15 protein-coding genes and 2 pseudogenes are annotated in these 20,983 nt (G+C 42.9%); 12 read left to right on the forward strand and 5 right to left on the reverse strand.

Translation table 11 applies throughout. From position 1 onward, the window contains the following. Window positions 1–2 precede the first annotated feature (2 nt). The gene (locus V7L05_RS14480; RefSeq protein ID WP_335164886.1) at window positions 3–1,001 is read left to right on the forward strand and encodes a transposase; all 999 of its coding nucleotides are present in this window, start codon (window positions 3–5) and stop codon (window positions 999–1,001) included. Window positions 1,002–1,124: 123 nt separating this feature from the next. Here V7L05_RS14480 and V7L05_RS14485 read toward each other — a convergent pair whose 3' ends face one another. Next, window positions 1,125–2,066, reverse strand: coding sequence for an ADP-ribosylglycohydrolase family protein (locus V7L05_RS14485; RefSeq protein WP_335164888.1), 942 nt, complete (start codon window positions 2,064–2,066; stop codon window positions 1,125–1,127). Window positions 2,067–2,153: 87 nt separating this feature from the next. Continuing rightward, window positions 2,154–3,095 carry an ADP-ribosylglycohydrolase family protein gene (locus V7L05_RS14490; protein ID WP_335164890.1) on the reverse strand — a complete coding sequence of 314 codons (942 nt, stop codon included), beginning with the start codon at window positions 3,093–3,095 and terminating at the stop codon, window positions 2,154–2,156. A 393-nt stretch (window positions 3,096–3,488) separates the two neighbouring features. Between V7L05_RS14490 and V7L05_RS14495 the strand changes: the two are divergent. The 4 genes and pseudogenes from V7L05_RS14495 to V7L05_RS14510 all read left to right on the forward strand — a co-directional run bounded on the left by V7L05_RS14495 (window position 3,489) and on the right by V7L05_RS14510 (window position 7,712). Next, window positions 3,489–4,029: pseudogene (locus tag V7L05_RS14495) on the forward strand (hypothetical protein). A gap of 240 nt (window positions 4,030–4,269) precedes the next feature. Further along, the gene (gene sir, locus V7L05_RS14500; RefSeq protein WP_335164892.1) at window positions 4,270–6,186 is read left to right on the forward strand and encodes a sulfite reductase, ferredoxin dependent; all 1,917 of its coding nucleotides are present in this window, start codon (window positions 4,270–4,272) and stop codon (window positions 6,184–6,186) included. A gap of 466 nt (window positions 6,187–6,652) precedes the next feature. Then, window positions 6,653–6,949: pseudogene (locus V7L05_RS14505) on the forward strand (Uma2 family endonuclease); the annotation flags it as partial. Between the two features lie 13 nt (window positions 6,950–6,962). Next, window positions 6,963–7,712 carry a 16S rRNA (uracil(1498)-N(3))-methyltransferase gene (locus V7L05_RS14510; RefSeq protein ID WP_335164894.1) on the forward strand — a complete coding sequence of 250 codons (750 nt, stop codon included), beginning with the start codon at window positions 6,963–6,965 and terminating at the stop codon, window positions 7,710–7,712. Between the two features lie 5 nt (window positions 7,713–7,717). Here the strand turns inward: V7L05_RS14510 and V7L05_RS14515 are convergent, their stop codons facing one another. Continuing rightward, window positions 7,718–7,852, reverse strand: a complete 135-nt coding sequence (locus tag V7L05_RS14515; protein ID WP_335164896.1) for a hypothetical protein — start codon at window positions 7,850–7,852, stop codon at window positions 7,718–7,720. A gap of 16 nt (window positions 7,853–7,868) precedes the next feature. On the opposite strand from V7L05_RS14515, the gene V7L05_RS14520 reads away from it, so the two are divergent. After that, window positions 7,869–8,207 (forward strand): after-VIT domain-containing protein, encoded by a 339-nt coding sequence (locus V7L05_RS14520; protein ID WP_335164898.1) that lies wholly within the window; start codon window positions 7,869–7,871, stop codon window positions 8,205–8,207. A 30-nt stretch (window positions 8,208–8,237) separates the two neighbouring features. On the opposite strand, the gene V7L05_RS14525 is transcribed toward V7L05_RS14520, so the two are convergent. Continuing rightward, entirely contained in the window at window positions 8,238–8,786 is a 549-nt protein-coding gene (locus V7L05_RS14525; protein ID WP_335164899.1) for a hypothetical protein, read from the reverse strand. 760 nt (window positions 8,787–9,546) lie between these two features. On the opposite strand from V7L05_RS14525, the gene V7L05_RS14530 reads away from it, so the two are divergent. After that, window positions 9,547–10,182, forward strand: coding sequence for an esterase/lipase family protein (locus V7L05_RS14530; RefSeq protein ID WP_335164901.1), 636 nt, complete (start codon window positions 9,547–9,549; stop codon window positions 10,180–10,182). Window positions 10,183–10,251: 69 nt separating this feature from the next. Here V7L05_RS14530 and V7L05_RS14535 read toward each other — a convergent pair whose 3' ends face one another. Next, window positions 10,252–10,683, reverse strand: a complete 432-nt coding sequence (locus V7L05_RS14535; RefSeq protein ID WP_335164903.1) for a VOC family protein — start codon at window positions 10,681–10,683, stop codon at window positions 10,252–10,254. A gap of 664 nt (window positions 10,684–11,347) precedes the next feature. Here V7L05_RS14535 and V7L05_RS14540 point away from each other — a divergent pair. From V7L05_RS14540 to nblS, 5 genes are all read left to right on the forward strand, one after another. Beyond that, window positions 11,348–12,145 (forward strand): TIGR00297 family protein, encoded by a 798-nt coding sequence (locus tag V7L05_RS14540; RefSeq protein ID WP_335164905.1) that lies wholly within the window; start codon window positions 11,348–11,350, stop codon window positions 12,143–12,145. A 538-nt stretch (window positions 12,146–12,683) separates the two neighbouring features. Then, window positions 12,684–13,466: a peptidylprolyl isomerase gene (locus V7L05_RS14545; RefSeq protein WP_335164907.1), complete on the forward strand. Its 783-nt coding sequence runs from the start codon at window positions 12,684–12,686 to the stop codon at window positions 13,464–13,466. Continuing rightward, window positions 13,415–16,117, forward strand: a complete 2,703-nt coding sequence (locus V7L05_RS14550; RefSeq protein WP_335164908.1) for a type I secretion system permease/ATPase — start codon at window positions 13,415–13,417, stop codon at window positions 16,115–16,117. Before V7L05_RS14545 ends, V7L05_RS14550 begins: the two co-directional genes overlap by 52 nt. 671 nt (window positions 16,118–16,788) lie before the next feature. Further along, a complete protein-coding gene (locus V7L05_RS14555; protein ID WP_335164909.1) occupies window positions 16,789–18,282 on the forward strand; it encodes a S8 family peptidase in 1,494 nt (497 codons plus the stop codon). Between the two features lie 277 nt (window positions 18,283–18,559). Then, a complete protein-coding gene (gene nblS, locus V7L05_RS14560; RefSeq protein WP_335164911.1) occupies window positions 18,560–20,506 on the forward strand; it encodes a two-component system sensor histidine kinase NblS in 1,947 nt (648 codons plus the stop codon). The last annotated feature ends 477 nt before the right edge of the window (window positions 20,507–20,983 follow it).

Raw genomic sequence — 20,983 nt, forward strand, 5'->3', positions numbered from 1 at the left:
CCGTGAGAAAATTAACAGACTCTGACAAGCAAGAAATTCTGAAGTTATATCGAGAGACTGCCGAAACAACCTCAACTTTGGCAGACCGCTATGGTGTGAGTAACTCGACAATTAGTCGCCTGCTCAAAAGCACTTTGCCAGAAGATGAGTATGAATACTTAGTCTCTTTAAAGCGGGCTGCGAGAACTCCTGAGGGAAGGGCGCAGGTAAGCTACGAGCAGTTACCCCTGCTGATTCAACCAGAGCCGGAGATAGAAGTTCCACCAAGTCAAAGCCAACCCTTGGAAGTGCCAAAGGTTGAGCCACTCCCACGTCGGGTAATTCATGTAGAGCAGGAACTTTACTCAGAGGAAACGGCGGAGTCAATCGCCGCTAGTAGACGGGTGCGGCGACGTCCCTCGGCGTCGGAAAAACCGAAGCTACGAGTCACAGAGAAATTAGAAACTCCAGAGCCAAAGCCTCTGGAAATAGTCAGCATCCCTATCCCACCGCTAAAGGATGAACATCCAGGAGCGGCTGTGATAGCGCACCTGCTGGGCGAAGATTTGCTAGACGAATCAGAGGATTTGGATGATTTGGAAGATGATGATTTAGAAGATGACGACTTTGAGGAAGAAGACTTTGATGATGATGACCTGGATGAGCAAAGACCTTTAGTTACAAAACGCAGACCCGGTGAAGCATCAGTTCAAGTTTTACCTCTGTCGGTAGCGAATTTGCCCAAAACTTGCTATTTGGTTATTGACCGTTCCTCGGAATTAATTACGCGACCTCTGAAGGACTTTGGTGACTTGGGGCAAATTCCCACCCTGGAAACCCAGCAAAGAACTCTGCCGGTGTTTGATAACCATCGCGTCGCCAAGCGCTTTTCTACGAAGCGCGATCGCGTGATTAAAGTTCCTGATAGTAAAATGCTCCATAAGGCTCGGACTCATCTGCAAGCTAAGGGCATCACGCGACTGCTGATTGATGGTCAGGTCTATTCCTTGTCTACGGTTTAAGATTGGGCATTGGGCATGGGGCATGGGGCATGGGGCATGGGGCATGGAGCATTGGGCATTGCTTATTTCTCCCTCATCTCCCTCATCTCCCTCATCTCCCTTACTCCCCACTCCCCACTCTCTTCAACTGTAAACAGCCCTTGCAAAACGCTCTGCCAAGTAAATAATGTCTTGTTTACGGGCAATTTGATTTATCCATTTTTGAGGAATATTTTCCACCCCGTAATAAATTCCCGCTAATCCACCAGTGACGGCTGCGGTAGTATCGGTATCTCCACCTAAGTTGACAGCTTTCAGTACCGCCTCAGAATAAGACGAGCTATTTAATAAACACCACAGGGACGACTCTAAGGTATCAATCACATAGCCACCAGAATTAATCTCTTCTACTGGTACTTTGGCAATCTCACCACTGAAAACTCTGCCAAAATGCGGCTTCTCTAACAAAAATTCCCGCACAGAATAAATGGTTTGGATGTCTTGCAATCCTTGTAGATAAGCTGTTTGCAGGTCTGCCCCTTCCAAGAGCGCCACTGCAATACTAATATAAATACCGCAGGCCATCTGCGATCGCGCATGACCATGAGTAATCGCTGAAACATCATGCACTCGCGCAATCAATTCATCCAGAGTTAAACTTTTGTGACAATAAGCCATCGGCAAGATTCTCATCAAAGAACCATTGCCATTACTATTTTCACTAGTACCACCTGCTTTCAGCGGTGGAGTTCCTTGTTTCCAGTTGACAATTGCTAAAAATGTGGTGTTACCGATATCAAATACTTCGCCTTGAGGAGTCCAGTAATTTTCGTGATACCAGCGCCAGAAGGAATTTGCAATCGCATCCAGTGAAAATCCCTCACAAAGACATTCTGCCAAGCAAAAAGTCAGCGAACTGTCATCTGACCACGTACCGGCGGGAACATCCCAAGTTCCATAACCCAGCATAGATATGACTGGAGATTTTACTCGTTCAGCGCGGGTGGTGAACTCCACTGGCACACCCAACGCATCACCAACACATAAACCCATCAAACCAGATAACGTTTTTGCGCTTGTTAGCATTGTTCACCCAGCATGAAACTTTTCTACAACTGATTTTACTTGCGAAAAGTGGCTTATCAAACCCTTGGTATAATTTCTAATTCCAAACTAGCTGTAGACAGCCCTTCCAAAACGCTCTGCCAAGTAGATAATGTCTTGTTTACGGGCAATTTGATTTATCCATTTTTGAGGAATATTTTCCACCCCGTAATAAATTCCCGCTAACCCACCGGTGACAGCAGCAGTAGTATCGGTATCTCCACCTAAGTTGACAGCCTTCAGTACCGCCTCAGAATAAGACGAGCTATTTAACAAACACCACAGGGACGACTCTAAGGTATCAATCACATAGCCACCAGAATTAATCTCTTCTACTGGTACTTTGGCAATCTCACCACTGAAAACTCTGCCAAAATGCGGCTTCTCTAACAAAAATTCCCGCACAGAATAAATGGTTTGGATGTCTTGCAATCCTTGTAGATAAGCTGTTTGCAGGTCTGCCCCTTCCAAGAGCGCCACTGCAATACTAATATAAATGCCGCAGGCCATCTGCGATCGCGCATGAGCATGAGTAATCGCCGAAACATCATGCACCCGCGCCAGCAATTCGCCTAAAGTTAAGTTTCTGTGACAATAAGCCATCGGCAAGATTCTCATCAACGAACCATTGCCATTACTATTTTCAACCTTGCCACCCGCCTGATGGGGAACAACTCCCTGTTTCAGGCGCATAATTGCTGTATGAGTAGTTTGACCAATATCAAAGACATCGCCACGAGGAGTCCAGTAAGCCTCCTTGTACCAGCGCCAAAAGGAATTGGCTATGGCATCCAACGAATACCCTCTACAAAGACATTCTGCCAAGCAAAAGCTTAACGAACTATCATCTGACCAAGTTCCTGGTGGTTGCTTCCATGTGCCATAACCCAACATCGTTGTCACTGGAGATTTTACTCGTTCAGCACGGCTAGTAAACTCCACCGGCACACCCAACGCATCACCGACACATAAACCCATCAAACCAGACAACGTTTTTGCAGCGGTTAGCATTATTCAATCTCCACGAGAATTGCTCAAAATTAACTTTATAGATTCCCTCTATAGCTTGTTGCAACAGATGCTACAGCCTACTTTTCATCCTATGTAAAAAGCTCGGCAACAAATTGTTAATCGGGTATTTTATTTACCATATCCCGACTTAGTTTTAGTTCCAAATATTGTGACAGTTTCAAAAGCGTCTATCTGGGTATAAAGAACCAGGATGAAAAGATATTGAAATTTAATTATAACAGCTTAGTTATTATTTTCGGGGATAGTTAGCCTCTAAGCGTTAGGCATCAATCACAACACTCATTTAATAAAGTATGGGAATCATTTGGAACATTCTCACATGATTTTCGACATGGAATATACAAGTAAAAAATACAAAATTTTGTAAAAATTATGAAACGCCTACTAAAGTATTTTGTGACAATTTCTGCATTGTCTTCCTTAATAGTTGCTCCTCTTGTTCTATCAGCTGGTCAAGCTGATGCTGAAACCAAAAAGGGTACTGATGCTAGTTATATTGGGGCTGGTGTTGCAGCTGGCGTTACCAGTGGTGGACAAGGTATCAACGATGCTGCCACATTTGGTGGTAATGTAACAGGTCGCGTGAAGTTAGGAAATACGCCTTTTTCTGCACGCGGTAATGTCCTCTGGAGTGATCAGACTAGTGCCATTATCCCAGAACTTTCTGTGGATTTGCCTATTGCTAATAGAACTAACGCCTATTTAACTGGTGGTTACTCTTTTGTAGAGAAAGATGGCTCACCAACTCCCATAGGTAACATAGATTCAGTAGTGCTAGGTGCTGGTGTTGAATCGGAAGTTGGTTAACAATTTCCTCGTCTACACTAATGCCAAAGTCGGACTTGGCGCCTACCAAAATAGTGATGCTTCTGCTGTTAGCATTAATGGTGGTATTGGCTATCGCTTCAAATAAAAAATTATTGAGTCCTAAGTCACTCTATACTTTACTTAAGTACTCAGGACTCAGCACTTCTTCACTCACTACCCCAAAAGCTGGTTTTGTTAAGTGTTACATTACTGACAAGGCCGGCTTTTGCCGTGGTAAAATTAAAAGATTCCTCATTATTCCGGCCGGATTACCGGGGATCAAGTAGCCGAAGGGTGCTGATTCGGGGTCTACCTAATGCTTTATTGAGAATCCTATACAAGTCTAATGGTTAAATCTGCTCCTTCCCCGATCGCTAGCCGTAAGCCTTCCAAAGTAGAAGGAATCAAGGAAAATAGTAATTTTTTGCGTGAACCTGTAGCAACTGAGATTCTTGAAGAGACTACCCATTTTACCGAAAATGCGGTACAGCTTTTAAAGTTTCATGGTTCTTACCAGCAAGATAACCGCGACAATCGCCTCAAGGGGCAGGAGAAAGATTACCAGTTTATGCTGCGGACAAAAAATCCGGGTGGTTTGGTACCGCCGCAGCTGTATCTGGCTTTAGATAAACTAGCTGATGAGCATGGCAACCACACTTTACGAGCAACTACCCGTCAAGGTTTCCAACTGCACGGTATTTTAAAGAAGAATCTTAAATCAGCAATTGCCACCATTGTCAATAACTTGGGTTCAACTTTGGGAGCTTGCGGCGATGTCAACCGGAATGTGATGGCACCACCAGCCCCCTTTAAGAATCGCCCTGAGTATCAGTATGCTTGGGAATATGCCCAGAATATTGCTGAGTTGCTATCACCACAAACAGGCGCTTATTACGAAATTTGGTTAGATGGGGAAAAAGCAATTAGTGCTGAAGAAAACCCAGAGGTGAAGGCGGCACGACAACGCAATGGCAATGGCACAATCATCCATGACAACGAAGAACCGATTTATGGCACGTACTATATGCCCCGCAAGTTTAAGGTTAGTGTGACGGTGCCAGGGGATAATTCGGTTGATTTGTATTCCCAAGACCTGACGTTGGTAGTAATTACTAATAAGAAGCGACAATTAGAAGGATTTAATATTTTTGCTGGTGGTGGCTTAGGTAGAACACACGGCAAAGAAGAAACTTTCGCTAGGTTAGCAGACCCCATCGGTTATGTGGCGAAGGATGACGTTTACAACATTGTGAAAGCGATTGTTGCTACCCAGAGAGATTATGGCGATCGCACTGATCGTCGTCATGCCAGATTAAAATATTTAATTAACGATTGGGGCGTAGATAAATTCCGCACCCAAGTTGAAGAGTATTTCGGTAAACCAGTTGAAGCCTTTAAACCACTACCAGAGTTTAAATATCACGACTTCCTCGGCTGGAATGAACAAGGTGATGGCAAGCTATTCTTAGGAATTTCCATTGAAAATGGTCGAATCAAGAATGAAGGTTCGTTTCAACTGAAAACCGCCTTGCGGGAAATTGTCGAGCAGTTGAACTTGTCCATCCGCCTGACACCCAACCAAAACCTGATTTTTTACGATATCGAACCAGATAGCAAGCAAGCTATTCAAGATATTCTCAGCCGTCACGGTGTCGGAGACGACCCTAGTAAAATTGAACCTTTAGTGCGGTATGCAATGGCTTGTCCAGCTTTGCCTACTTGCGGCTTGGCAATCACGGAATCAGAACGGGCAATACCGGGGATTTTGGAGCGAGTTCGCGCCCTATTAGATAAAATAGGTTTACAAAATGAACATTTTGTGGTAAGGATGACAGGATGCCCCAACGGTTGCGCTCGTCCCTACTTAGCAGAATTGGCCTTTGTTGGTAGCGCTCCAGAATCTTACCAATTATGGTTAGGGGGTTCGCCAAATCAGACGCGACTGGCGCAACCTTACACAGAAAAGCTGCACCATAATGACTTGGAAAGCTTCTTAGAACCGATTTTTGTTTACTTTAAGAAATCTCGGAAATCGAAAGAAAGCTTTGGTGATTTTTGCGATCGCGTTGGTTTTGATGCTATCCGCGAATTTACTAGCACCTACGACCCTCAAACAGCCAATGCTGCAAGCAAATCGCGCCATCGGGTGAATTTGAAAGAAGAGGTTTATACTAAGTTGAAGGAAGTAGCCCAAAGCCAAGGTAAGCCGATGACTGAGTTGGTTAGTGAGGCATTAGAGGCTTACTTCCAAAATCTTTTGTAAGCCGAAGAATTGAAGATAATGAAATCATAGATGGACACAGATAGATTTATTTGTGTCCATCTGTGTCTATCTTGCATAAGTCTTACTTCTGGAAGAACCTAAATTTTTTTAACGAACCGCAAAGGACGCAAAGAACGCAAAGGAAGAGAAGGAAGAGAAGGAAGAAATGCTTAGCTTATATCTTGCACCAGGCGACTGGAAGTCGCGGCTACACAGGCGAAACCCACCGACCTGGGTTAAAAACCTTTGATTTTCTCTTAGTCCACGGAGGTGGACTTCGTTTGTATAGCCGCGATTTCTAATCGCCAGGGCTAGGTGCAAGATGTGAGTTAACTGAACTGTATTGGAATAAATAGGTAATCTGATAGCGGGAAGGGAGTTAGTTAACACATCCACAGGAAAACTGAACTATGGTAACGACAGCAAAATTAGCAGAAACTAGGGATGTGCTGCAAAACATTAGCTAGACCCACCACCAGACCTAGTATTGGAAGTGGAATATTCCAGACCGAAGATAGACAAGTTGACCCTTTATGCTTCAATGGGAGTCCCAGAATTCTGGCGGTATAACGGAAATATGTTGAGCATCTACGCCCTTAACAGTGGACAATACTCGCAAAGCGATCGCAGTTCAACTTTTACGCCTGTGCTAGTGACGGAGATTCCCCGATTTATCCAAGAAAGCAAGAAAGTTGGACAAATAGCAGCAACTCGTGATTTCCGTATCTGGGTTAGACAGCAGATGTCTACAGTAGGACAATAATTTATTAAGAAAAATGTCTCAACTGCAACGAATTGCGATCGCACCCTCTCAATTCCAACAAGGACAAATTTTACTCACCAAAGAACAGCAACATTATTTGGGGCGGGTGTTGCGCTTGCGTGAAGGCGATCGCTTTATTGCAATGGATGGTAAAGGAAAATGGTGGTTAGCGCAGCTAGCAGGTGAACAAGCAGAGGTTTTAGAACCACTGACAGTAGAAACAGAATTACCTGTATCAATTACGCTGATGGTGGCGTTGCCTAAAGGCAATGGATTTGATGAAGTTGTGCGGTGTTGTACAGAGTTGGGAGTAACTTGTATTGCACCAGTATTGAGCGATCGCACTTTACTTCATCCTAGTCCTCAAAAACTCGAACGCTGGCGGCGCATCGCTGCGGAAGCCGCCGAGCAATCAGAGCGCTCTTTTGTACCGACCATTTTAGAGCCTGTTACTTTTAATACAGGTTTGTCATTAATCATGGGTCATTTGTCATTTGCAAACAGCCAGCAATATATCTGTGTAGCGCGTGGTCAGTTTCCACATTTGAAAGATTGCTTACAGCACAAACAACAAATGACAAATGACAAAGGACAAATGACAATTGTCATTGCTACTGGGCCAGAAGGGGGATGGACAACGCAAGAAATTGAGAATGCGATCGCATCTGGATTCCAACCTGTTTCCCTTGGTCGGCGCATCCTGAGAGCAGTTACAGCCCCAGTAGTAGCATTATCCTTGATTACCGCAAGTTGTGAAGTATAAATGATTTATAGCTCACGCAAAATGACTTTGGCGTGAGCCTCCTGTTGGTGGTTTGGCGCGTAAAAGGCCAAGGCGATCGCCTCAGCAGAAGCTCTAGATTTTCTCCGACAAAAGTGATCGCCAAAATCCCCAGTAGCCAAAGAAGTTGATATCTCTTTGAGCTTTGATTCCCAAGAGATGGAACTAGGTAAAATATCAGACGCAGCCATCAACCATCAGCTAGAAGTAATCAGCGTCACTGGCTTAGATGAAATAGGAATTGCTGACCTAACCCAACACCTTCAACAACTAAACTTTGCTTCAGGCTTCAGTAGTGAAATCATCTTTGAATTCACCGTTAACAAAGGTCGGGTAGGACGGGTAGTTTTGGATGAGAAAGCCTCAACCCTAAAAGATGCAGTTGTAGTGGAGAAAATTAAGCGATCGCTCCTACTTTGGAGAGTTTCTCCATCTACAACTGGCAAAGTTATCTTAACCTTGCATGTTCACGTTTAACTTCTATAGACCGTAAATTTACGATCTCTATCAATTTTTAGGCGTTTTAACCTGACGTGCCATCTCTAAGTAAGCACTCATATTCGCTCCTGGACGACGACGACCATTAGAGCCACTAGCCGAAGGAGCAAGATATTTTGGCGCAAAGGTGGTTTCAGTTGTCTGCTCTTTGATTACTTTGGCTGCTGCTGCTTTTGCCTTTTTGCCAGGTTCAATTTTAAGACCCTCAGCAGTTTGCACTAGTTGGACATCGGCTGCTTTGGGATTTTTAGCTGATTTTGCCTTAGCCTCATCTGCGGCGGTTTTTGTTCCGTTCAATGAATCTGGCTTGGATAGAGCTGGTGCTTCTGATGCAATTGTTGCCGTTACTTTCTTAGCATTCGCTGCAACTGTCTCTGCGACTTTCTTGGCGTTCGATGCTACCTCTTTAGCAGCATCTTTGGCAGCATCTTTGGCTTCGTCCAATTCTAAGAAGTAGTCGTTGCTTTTCTTCTTGCCTGGTAACAGTCCGGTAATGAAACCCAGGATACCGCTAAGAAAACCCTGAATACCCGAAATTAACTTTTTGATAAAATCCATTACAATTACTCCTGCCTTTTACCTTTTATATTTGGAACTCGACCGTAATTGTTAAAAATTACGACAAAATGTTACATTTTTTGCTTGGTGTCACCTCGTTCTAGTGACAACGCTTATAGGCTTGTGCTTAATCAACATTGTATTGACGCACTCCCCCGCATGAATGACGGGGGGATTCTTTCTTTCAAGCAGCAATTGCAGGTACACCTGTCTTACATTGCCTCGCCCACTGGACAACGCCCTGCCCAGGATATATATCTTACCTATTAACGGCTGAATAAATTTCAACCGTCCGCTTATATCCCCCGCATAAATGACGGGGGCTTTACGCATCACAACTCGTAAAACTACAGGGCAAAAGTTATTTTGCAGGCACTTGCAAACTGTACACACCGAGAATTAATTATTAAATTTTACTGTAGCTAAGAGCAAGATTCTGAAAGCAAGCTTGACAAAAATTAACATTTCTTTGTTTGGTAAATATCTAATTGAAGTCAAGCAAGCAGTTAAATAATTCGTAATTCGTAATTAAGTTTTGTGACGGGGATTTAGCGCTGCATTGCGGTCTTGGGGTCTCCCCTCTTGAGCAACCCAAGCAAGACAGACCCCGACCCAAAACTTGCGCGATTTTGAACCGGGGGACTTAAACCCACGGTAATCAGTTAACTTTCAACCAGTGGGAGGAGTGTCATAGCCGAATGGCAGACAGCAACCCTACTGAGTTATATTTTTTACAAGCTTAATTCAGCCAATTTTGTAAATGAACACTGAAAATCAACAACGCAATCCCGTTTTGTTAATACACGGGATTGACGACACAGAGGCAGTTTTCCATAAAATGAGGGCATACCTAATAGAATGGGGTTGGTCTGTATATAGCCTGGATCTGGTTCCCAATAATGGTGATGTGGGTCTTGATGAATTGGCAAAGCAAGTAGCAGATTATATTACGGCTACCTTTGCGCCAGAACAACGCCTGGATTTAGTAGGCTTCAGCATGGGAGGAATTGTCAGCCGTTACTATATTCAGCGACTGGGAGGAATTCACCGCGTGCAGAGGTTTATCACCATCTCTTCGCCCCATCATGGAACTGTGGTTGCTTATGGTTCCTGGCGTCCTGGTTGCGTACAAATGCGCCCCGACAGCATTTTTCTCAAGGATTTAAATTCTGATGCTGTAATATTGGGGCAGCTAGATTTTACGTCTATCTGGACACCTTATGATTTGATGATTGTCCCAGCCAATAGTTCACAAATGTCCGTAGGACGCGAAGTAATAGTACCAGTTGCTCTACATCCTTGGATGCTAACAGACCCCAGGAGTTTAGCAGTAGTGGCAGCAGCTTTAGCAAAGCCTATTAAGCTACCCTTGCGGAAAAAAACATCCAGTCAGTAGCTAGAATGCTTGCCACGCTTGATTTATTCATCTTTAATTACGAATTACGAATTACGAATTACGAATTTCTTAAGTCCTATCCCCAATTTGTGTATGTTCGTAACTCCCAAAAATCGCCTCCGCGTGACGATAATACTTGAACTCCATTAGGTTATAAAAGGGATCTTCTAAAAAGAAAGTGCGATGCTCAAGAGGAGAACCAACAAAGCGATTTTTAATTTCTTCACGAAAAAATAGCTGTTGTTGTTGTGCCCTTTCTAGTAAGTCTTGCCATTCACCTTCTTGGGTAAAAATTAGCCCAAAGTGTCTGGGATAGATCGTGTTTTGCGGTATTAATGGTTCTTTGGTGACGTGAGCCACTAATTGATGACCGTAGAGATTGAGAATTAGGGCGTGATGGTTTTCACGACCAGGAATGCAGCCCAAGCCATCCACATAATATGCTTTTGTTTGGGCAATGTCAGTTACAGGGAAAGCAAGATGGAATAAAGTTTGGCTCATAGCTTGTGTGGAAAAGACTAGTAGTTGATTGCTATCTACAATTTATCAGGATGGTAGGCTGAAAACCCAGGAGGAACAGTTGTGTAGCAACGTATTCCGTGCTTTAGACCAGGGATGAAAGCCACCGACGCAGGATTTATCCTGCCGTGGTGTTTTTGGCAAAGAATCTATAGCGCTTCTGTGTTCAGTCTAATACAGACTTAAGAAGCTGTTAAGTCTTAATTGTGGTCAACTTGAACACAGTTTTAATTGAGATTAACTTATATCCTTTATCCTGATGACTAAGATTGGGGACTGAGTAACACTTCATCTACTGCACATGCAGCTATACTAATTTAGGTTTGCATGAGCAGACGCTTAGGAACGTAGATTTAATAACTTACAACTTTATTAGAGTGCTTTGGATGCGTTAGGTACTCGAAGAATCCACACAACTAAACACAAGTTTTGCATTTTGTTTAATCCACGTTCTTTAGTCAATATTGCAGTGTATATCTAAGATATTGTTTGTGGTTTTGCACTCAGCTTTCAAGTCTACGCCGACGCTATTCAGTTCATAATACAAACATATTACTTGATCTGGGGAGGTGTCAGAGATTAAGCACTAAGCATGACAAATTCGTTATTCTGTTGATGTTTAGACAAAATTACTCATGATTAGCTGATGTCATCCTTAATTGATTCTGTAAATCCCTGGTTGGTGGCAGTCGGATTAAACACAATTTTATTGGGTTTAGCTTGGATTGTTCCAAAAAAGCTGCTGACCCCTGCTGGATTATTCCACGCTTGGTTTCTGTCCATCCTAATTTGGGTAACTCTCGGCTGGCAAGGATATGCAGTCGTAATGTTCTATTTTCTGGTTGGTTCTGGCGTTACCCGCATCGGTATGGCGCAGAAGGAGGCAGAAGGAATTGCCGAAAAGCGTTCTGGGGCAAGAGGCCCAGAAAATGTTTGGGGTTCGGCTTTAACTGGGGCGCTGTGTGCTTTGGGCGTGGGGATAATAAATTCGGGATTTTTTGTACCGAGTTCCCAATTCTTAGTCCCCAATCTCCAGTCCCTATTATTGTTAGGCTATGTAGCGAGTTTCAGTACCAAGCTGGCTGACACCACTGCCAGCGAAGTTGGTAAAGCTTATGGTAAAAGTACCTTTCTAATTACCACACTCCAACCAGTGCCTCGCGGTACAGAAGGAGCGATAAGTTTAGAGGGAACTTTAGCTGGTATCGTGGCTTCTGTAGCGATCGCATTTGTTGGTTGGGCAGTTGGTTTAATTGATCTATTGGGGGTAGCTTGGTGTGTGCTAGCAGCATTTATTGCCACCAACTTAGAAAGTGTAATTGGGGCAACACTCCAATCTAAGTATACTTGGCTGACCAATGAAGTAGTAAATATTTTCAATACATTAATCGGTGCGATCGCGGCTGTGCTACTTGCCTGGACATGGATAAGTATCATTAAGTAGACAGAAGAGCATAAACAATTACTGATTAAAATCGCGTATGGGACGATTTTTCTACGTCAGTTCCGACAATTTTGGTAACAAAAGCAAGGCAGTGGTTCCACTTTTAGCAACTGGCGTAGAAAACGGGCAAGAAACAATACTTAATATATTTTTGTTTATTTTTGCCTATCTACCTACCTGATTATTTCTCTGAATCTATAAAGATTTGGTTACATAACTTGCTTTGCCTGACAACTGAATATTTTCAATCCTGTTTTGTCGCCGCTAGACCGTAAAACTGATCATGGCAAATTATTTTATTTCCTAGTTACGGCAGATTTCAAAGAAAGTGAAGTACACAAGCTAAGTCTCAAAGCTTTTTTTACTTCTGAATTCTGAATTCTGACTTCTGAATTCTTCTTTATATAATTTTTTGACCATTCAGATGTAATTAGTTCATAGAATCTTTATCATATTTATCCATCAATCACCAGATGATCTTTATATGATTTAATTTAAAAGTTCTATAGGTGTTTAATCATTTTCACATAAATAGTTTATGGAATCTTTATCATTTTTGAGAATCAATGACCAAATAATTTCTATTGAGTCAGCAGTAAAGTATCTGCAAGCCTCTGGAAAATTAGGACAGTTCATTGGGGATATTCTCCGCCAGTACGTAATTGAGGAAGAAATCCGAATAAGAGACGACATTGAGATTGGTACAGCAATAACTGAACAGGCAATTATTGACTTTAGGCTGAAAAATCAACTGACTGATCCCCAAAGCTTTCAAGAATGGTTAAAGACCAATAACACAGATTACGCTAGCTTTTACACCTCGGTGACTTTTGGTTACAAATTAGAAAAACTGAAAGCTGTATTGACAGAACCAAAACTCCAAGAATATTTTATTGAACGCAAAATTTTTTTGGATCGGTTAGTACTTTCTCGGATTGTTGTTGATAATCGAGAATTGGTAGACGAACTCCATACCCAAATTGAAGAAGGAGGTAGTTTTGAGCAACTAGCTAAAGAGTATTCACTTGCAGAAGACCGAATTGTGAACGGCATGATGGGAATCATCAGCCGAGGCAGTATGCCGGATATATTACGGGCAGCTATTGATGTGGCGAGTCCTGGAGAATTGGTAGGACCAATAGAAATCGTTGGCAAAGACTCTCCCCAAGGAGAAGGGCCTTATGGTTTGTTTCGAGTAGAACAATTTCTCCCCGCGTCTTTAGAAGATACTCAATTAAAGCAAGCACTACAAAATGAGTTATTTGAGAAATGGCTAGCAGAGAAAATTCAAAAACTGACAGTCAAATTACAAGTGAGTTAAAAATTCTGGATAATGAATCTTTACGATTAAAAGTGCTAGCTTCTTTGCCTTGGAATCAGCCACCGCTATGTTGGTTGACTCCCGAACAACAATCCAAGTTGCAAAATGAGTCCCAAACCCGTCAGTATCGTCTTGGAGAAAAAATTTGGTCAAACGATGTTGGCGGTTATCAATTCTTAATTGTGGCTGGGAAAGTCCGCTTGCGAGAAGAGGGCATTAGCAAACCTTTAACAGCTCTAGAAATGGGTGATTGGTTTGGCGACTTACAAAAGCTGCCTGGGGATTTTAAAGCTGTAGCTGCTAGTAAAGAAGTGATAGTAGTCTGTTGGGATACTGCGCTGTGGGCAGAATTTTCTCACCCACAAATTCAGGAGTTCTGGCAAGTGTTACCAGTAGGGATGGAGGGAGAAAGGGAGACATTTTCCTTCTCTGCCACTCCTGCACTACCAGAAGCTTCCGTAGGGACTTCTAGCCCCCACAGCCTCCAACCCCAAAGAGGACTCCCAGCCGCCAATCTGATCGTTTCAAATTATCCGTTTGTTGCCAGTTGGAACAGCGCTGCTGCCTGTTTAACAATGGTGGCGCAACAGTTAGAAAATTCTGTGCAACTGGAATGGGTGCAGCGCCAACTCAGAGGACAACGCCCAAAACAGGTTGTGGAAGCAGCAGAAAAGTTAGGGTTAGTGTTGCGGCGGTTACAAGTGAGTTGGGGTGAGTTGCGACAACTGTCATTTCCAGCTTTATTGTTGTGGAATTCTGACTCACCCCAGAGTCCATCCTGGGTGGTAGCTTATGGAGTTAAGAGCGATCGCCTAATTATTGCTAACCCTCTAAATCCCGAACGAACTTGTGAAAGCTTGCCGCAGTCGATAGTTGAGGCGTCCTGGGATGGACAATTATGGCAAGTAGAACTGATATCACAGCAAGAAAAATTTAACCTCAGTTGGTTTACCCCAGCAGTTTTGAAGTATAAGGGATTGCTCACAGAAGTATTGTTAGCATCTTTTACCTTGCAGCTTTTGGGGTTAACAACACCGCTAATTACCCAAGTCGTCATTGATAAAGTGATGGTGCAGGGGAGTTTGCCGACTCTCGATGTGATGGCGATCGCACTTTTATGCGTAGCCATATTTGAGTCCATACTGGGCATTCTGCGCCTATTTATCTTTACCCATACCGCTCGTCGTCTGGATTTAAGTTTATCAGCACAGCTATTTCGCCATTTGATGCGTCTGCCTTTGGCTTATTTTGAGTCGCGGCGCGTCGGAGACACAATCGCACGAGTCCAGGAACTCGAACAAATTCGTCAGTTTCTCACAGGTACAGCATTAACTGTAATTCTAGATAGCATCTTTGCTGTGGTCTACCTAGCATTGATGTTTTACTATAACATCCCACTTACCTTTGTGGCCTTAGCAGTACTGCCGCTATTTGCCACATTGACGATAGTTGCAACACCAATTCTGCGTAATTGGCTCAACGAAACTTTTAACCGGAGTGCCGATAGTCAATCCTTTTTAGTGGAGACAATCACCGGGATTCATTCCGTTAAAGCCCATGCAGCCGAACCAGTAGCCCGCGATCGCTGGGAAGGCTTATTTGCTCGCTTCATTCGCACAGGTTTTAAAGCCTCTACCACCTCCAATATCAGCAGCAACATTGGTGACTTTCTTACCAATTTGTCCACCATGCTGATTCTCTGGTTTGGTGCTAAGTTAGTCATCGATCAAAAGCTCACAATCGGACAGTTAGTTGCATTTCAAATGCTGTCTGGTAGAGTCACAGGCCCACTTTTGCGCTTAGTACAGTTGTGGCAAAACCTCCAACAAGTGCTACTTTCTGTAGATCGAATTGGTGATATTCTCAACGTCCCACCAGAAGCGGAACTGGGAACTGGTCTAGTTTTACCACCCCTGAAAGGACAAGTCACCTTCGAGCAAGTATTTTTCCGCTACCGGCCAAACTTTGAAGCAATACTGCGGGGAATCTCTTTCAATGTCGAACCAGGGCAATTTGTTGGCATTGTCGGACGTAGTGGTTCTGGTAAAAGTACCCTGTCTAAGCTATTGCAACGCCTCTATCAAATTGAATCAGGACGGATTCTCATTGATGGTTTTGATATTAAAAGTGCCGATTTAGCTTCACTGCGGCAACAAGTTAGTGTAGTTCTCCAAGAAGACTTTTTATTCAACGGTTCCATTTTGGAAAATATCACTCTCGGTACTCCCGACATTACCGCAGAGCAAGTAGTAGAGGCGGCAAGATTAGCAGTAGCCCACGACTTCATCAGTCAATTACCCTACGGTTACGAAACCAATGTTGGTGAACGCGGTACCGCTTTATCTGGCGGACAGAGACAACGTATTGCCCTAGCAAGGTTATTTCTTTCTCAAGCGCCGATTTTAGTTTTGGATGAAGCTACCAGCGCTTTGGATAGTGAAACTGAACAGCAGGTATTGCAAAACCTGCAAAAAATTTCCGCTAATCGTACCGTGTTCTTGATTGCTCACCGCTTTGCTCCCCTCAAACGTGCTGATTTGATTTTGGTATTGGAGCAAGGTGTGATTGCCGAACGTGGTACTCACTCAGAGTTGTTGCAACAAAAGGGTTTGTATTGGTCACTATATCAACGGCAACAAGCAAACATCTAGTAGATTTAACTAGCTTTTAGCTTGTGCCTACTTGATGGATAGTCTTTGGCGAATGGAGTTAGCTTCATTCGCCATTTGATTTGGTTGCAAACTCGGTGTTATACCGTTGACGGCTCAGTGTCATGGGAGGAAGCTAAAAAAGAACTTAAACGAGAAATAAAAAAGGAAGTTGCGTGAGTTATAAGGGACTTCCAAGAAATAAATTATCCAAAAAACGAACCACAGAGACGCAGAGAACACAGAGAGAAGAAAAATAGAGAGAATTTTTACGTCAGTTTTGGGATATTTTTTTATTTGGAAGTCCCTAAAGTTGAAATATTAAAGTTACAAATTATCATTTTGGATTTTCCTTGAATGTAATTTAAATATACTACTAATTGAAGTGCGAAATGTGGGATAGTAATAAAAGCAGTCATGACATCCTCCGATCATTCTAGCGTTAGTCTTCATTAATACACTCTAAAGATTTAAGAATCACTTCAGTAATTTACTCTTAATAAAAACCAAATTTATCAGAAGGTTTTTTGGTAATAGAATTAGCATTTTGTTCTGAGATTTCATAGTAATTGTTGACAATGGAGCTTGTTTACACATTAAAATCTTTTTCTGGTAAAGATTTTAACGCTTCAAACTGTCAAGAACCGATTGATATCTTTGAGAAAAAAATACTTATGCTCCGTAATGATGTTAATGCCAACCTGTTGTCAAATAAACAGCTAAATGCCACTTCCATCTCTTCATTAGATACCTTTAATACGAAGGATGACTACAGTCTCAACGGACGTAGTAGCTACAACTCAACCGATGCTAATGTGCGATCGCAAAATAGCAGTAACGCTACTGCTAATGCTTTAAGCACTGGGAATTATAATTCCACCAATGGCTATGGCTTAATTAATGCAGCAGCAGCAGTGGCTAGAGCTGCTGGTCAAAATACCTTTGCTGATGTTCCTGACCTTGGTGGCAATAATTGGGGAGCAGACCTTGTTAAAGCACCGGAAGCTTGGGCACATGGATACACAGGTAAAGGCGTTGTTGTTGCGGTTGTAGATACTGGAGTTGACTACAACCACGAAGATTTAAAGGATAATATCTGGACGAATCCCAAGGAAATTGCTGGCAATGGTAAAGATGATGATGGCAATGGCTATGCTGATGATATCCACGGCTGGAACTTTGTTGACAATAATAATAATGTCCTAGATGACAACGGTCATGGCACTCATGTTTCTGGGACGATCGCCGGAGAGAATAATAACTACGGTGTCACTGGTATTGCTTATGATGCCAAGATTATGCCTGTTAAAGTTTTAGATGACTCTGGCTCCGGTTCTTACACTTCCATTGCTAAGGGCATTCATTATGCTGTGGACAATGGAGCTAACGTGATTAACCTCAGTTTAGGAGGCAGTTATTCCAATAGTACTCTAGAGTCAGCCATTGACTATGCCAGCAGCAAAGGAGTGATTGTCGTCATGGCAGCAGGTAATGATGGTGGCTCATCACCAGACTATCCCGCCAGCTATGCATCCAAGTCGGGAATTGCTGTTGGGGCAGTGGATAAGAATAATAACCTAGCTGACTTCTCTAACCGCTCTGGAACGAATCAAATTTCCTACGTCACAGCCCCAGGAGTTAACATCTACTCCTCAGTTCCAAATAATCAGTATGCTATTTATAGCGGTACGTCGATGGCTGCTCCTCACGTTGCTGGTGTAGTTGCCTTGATGCTTAGTGCTAACTCCAAGCTAACTGATGCCCAAGTCCGTGAGATTGTCGCAGACACCGCCGGAAATAGTACACAAACTACAAGCTCTAGTTTGAATATTTCTCATGTCAGTTCTCTGGCGAGTCAGGTGATTGCAGACACAGCAGTAAATAATACACAAACTACAATCTCTAGTTTTAATAATTCCGATGTCAGTTCTCTGCCAAGGCAGGCGATGTCTGACAACAATCTGCTACGCATCAATGCACAAACTGCAAATTATCTCACATCACAGACAATTTCTAGTTTTAATGGTTCCAATTTTGGTTCTCTAATGGGTCAGACGATTGCAGAAAGGACAAAATATCTGACACCAGCCGAAGATAATAACGGATTAGCCAATCCCGATGTCTGGTCGCAATTCCAAAAACATCAACTCCCAATAGGGTTCGGTTAAGGCAAGAGACGCGATAAATTGCCGTCTCTACAGAGGACTGATTATTGTAAAGACGGCGATTTATCGCGTCTTTGCGATAAGCGGCGTGTCATTAAAAAACCTTATCCGAACCCTATTGCATCAACTCTGATCGCTGAAATCAGATAAATTCCTTAAGACCACCTTAATCGGAATATCCCCTGCACTCCCCCATGCCCCTAACATATTTGTCAAATTAACTGTTAATTTTTTAGTAGTTGGGCTTTATAACAAAGACTACTAAGAACTTTATTTTAAGATGCTAGCTCTGTTAAAAACAATTCGAGATGCGATCGCTAGTTGGTGGTCGGAGTTCACTCTCCAGACTAAACTGCTGGCTGTAGCCACAATGGTCGTTTCCTTGGTGATGAGTGGTCTGACCTTCTGGGCTGTGAATACAATTCAGCAGGATGCGCGGATGAATGACACCCGCTTCGGTCGTGACTTGGGATTGCTGCTTGCTGCCAACGTTGCTCCCCTAGTTGCTGACAATAATCTGAGTGAGGTAGCCCAATTTTCCCAACGCTTCTATAGCAGCACCTCTAGTGTGCGTTATATGCTCTACGCCGATGAAACCGGGGAAATCTTTTTTGGCATTCCTTTTTGGGATGCCGAGGTAGAAAACTCCCTCACCATTAAACGGCGGATACAACTGCCAGAAGATTACCCTGGTGATGGGGAAAAGCCGATGGTACGGCAACACATGACCCCAGATGGCACAGTTACGGATGTATTTATTCCCCTGATCGTCAATCAAAAATACTTAGGTGTATTAGCGATCGGTATCAACCCCAATCAGACTGCTGTCATTTCCACCAATTTTACCCGCGATGTCACCATTGCCGTTTTTATCACGATTTGGGTAATGGTGATTTTGGCAGGAGTGATTAACGCTTTGACCATCACTAAGCCGATTAAAGAACTGCTGGTGGGAGTGAAGCAAATTGCTACCGGGAATTTCAAGCAGCGCATTGATTTACCATTAGGAGGCGAACTAGGGGAGTTAATTTTAAGCTTTAATGAAATGGCAGAGCGATTAGAGCGTTATGAAGAACAGAATATTGAGGAACTGACCGCAGAAAAAGCCAAGCTAGAAACCTTAGTTTCAACGATCGCCGATGGTGCTGTGTTGATTGATAACAATATGCAGGTGATTTTAGTTAACCCCACAGCAGAGCGAATTTTTGGCTGGGAAGCTGCTGACGTGGTAGGCCACAATGTGTTACATCACTTGCCACCATCGGTACAAATAGAAATCACCCGTCCTTTGTACGAAATGGCAGCAGGGGAATGCGAAAGCGCCGAATTCCGAATTTTTATTAACCAACCCACCCCACGAACGATCCGCATTCTCTTGACTACAGTACTCAACCTGCAAAGGGAAAGTATCAAAGGTATTGCGATTACTATCCAAGATATTACCCGCGAGGTGGAACTAAATGAGGCAAAAAGTCAATTTATCAGTAACGTTTCTCACGAACTGCGAACGCCTCTATTTAACATCAAAACCTATATTGAAACCCTGCACGACTACGGCGAAGACTTAGCTTTACAAGAACGGCAAGAGTTTCTCCAAACTGTCAACAATGAAACCGATCGCCTAACCCGCCTAGTTAACGATGTTTTGGATTTGTCAAAACTCGAATCTGGTCGCAACTACAGCTTTGATGGCGTAGATTTAGCCCAAGCGATCGAACAAACACTGCGTACTTACCAACTCAATGCTAAAGATAAAGGTGTTGAACTTGTTCAGGAAGTTGCTCTTAATTTGCCCCTAGTAATGGGTAATTATGATCTATTAGTACAAGTCTTTGGCAACCTGATTGGTAATGCCCTTAAATTCACAAAAGCCGGGGGTAAAGTAGCAATCCGCGCCTACCAAGTAGATTTCAAACCCAGTCACACCCAATCTGCTCCAGTGCGGATTGAAATCTCCGATACTGGAATTGGCATCGCCACAGAAGATCAACACTCAATTTTTGAACGCTTCTTCCGCGTAGAAAACCGAGTTCACACTTTAGAAGGCACAGGTTTAGGTTTATCGATTGTCAGAAATATCATCGACAGACATCGTAGTAAAGTCCATCTAGTGAGTGAAGTTGGCATTGGCACGACTTTTTGGTTCGATTTAGCCGCTTTTGAGGAAAAAGCGCCACCGATACAAGTTGAACCGATTGCGGAAGCATCCAAAATCACCACAACTTGAAGGTTAGCGATCGGGCATATCTCGTTATGATCTAATTTTGAGATGATTTGTCACGATAAATTTGATAGGAGCGCCTAACGTATCACTAGATAAGATGGTGCGTTAGGCTAAAGCCGTAATCCACTCTATGTCTATATTTCCAATTTAAACGTTTGCAGCTAACGTTGCTTGATTCATCAGAAACGCTTAAATATTTCTTGCAAATATATAAGCAGTTGCAGCAAATGTTTAATGCTTTGCAACAAATACTCCTTCATATATAAGAAACGTTTAAGTATTTCCTACAAACATATAAGCAGTTGCTACAAACGCTTAATGCTTTGCAACAAATACTCCTCCATATATAAGAAACGTTTAAGTATTTCCTGTAAACATATAAGCCGTTGCTACAAACGCTTAATGCTTTGCAACAAATACTCCTCCATATATAAGAAACGTTTAAGTATTTCCTGTAAACATATAAGCCGTTGCTACAAA

Origin of the sequence: Nostoc sp., from assembly GCF_036917755.1 — a bacterium.
Classification (GTDB): Bacteria; Cyanobacteriota; Cyanobacteriia; order Cyanobacteriales; family Nostocaceae; genus Nostoc.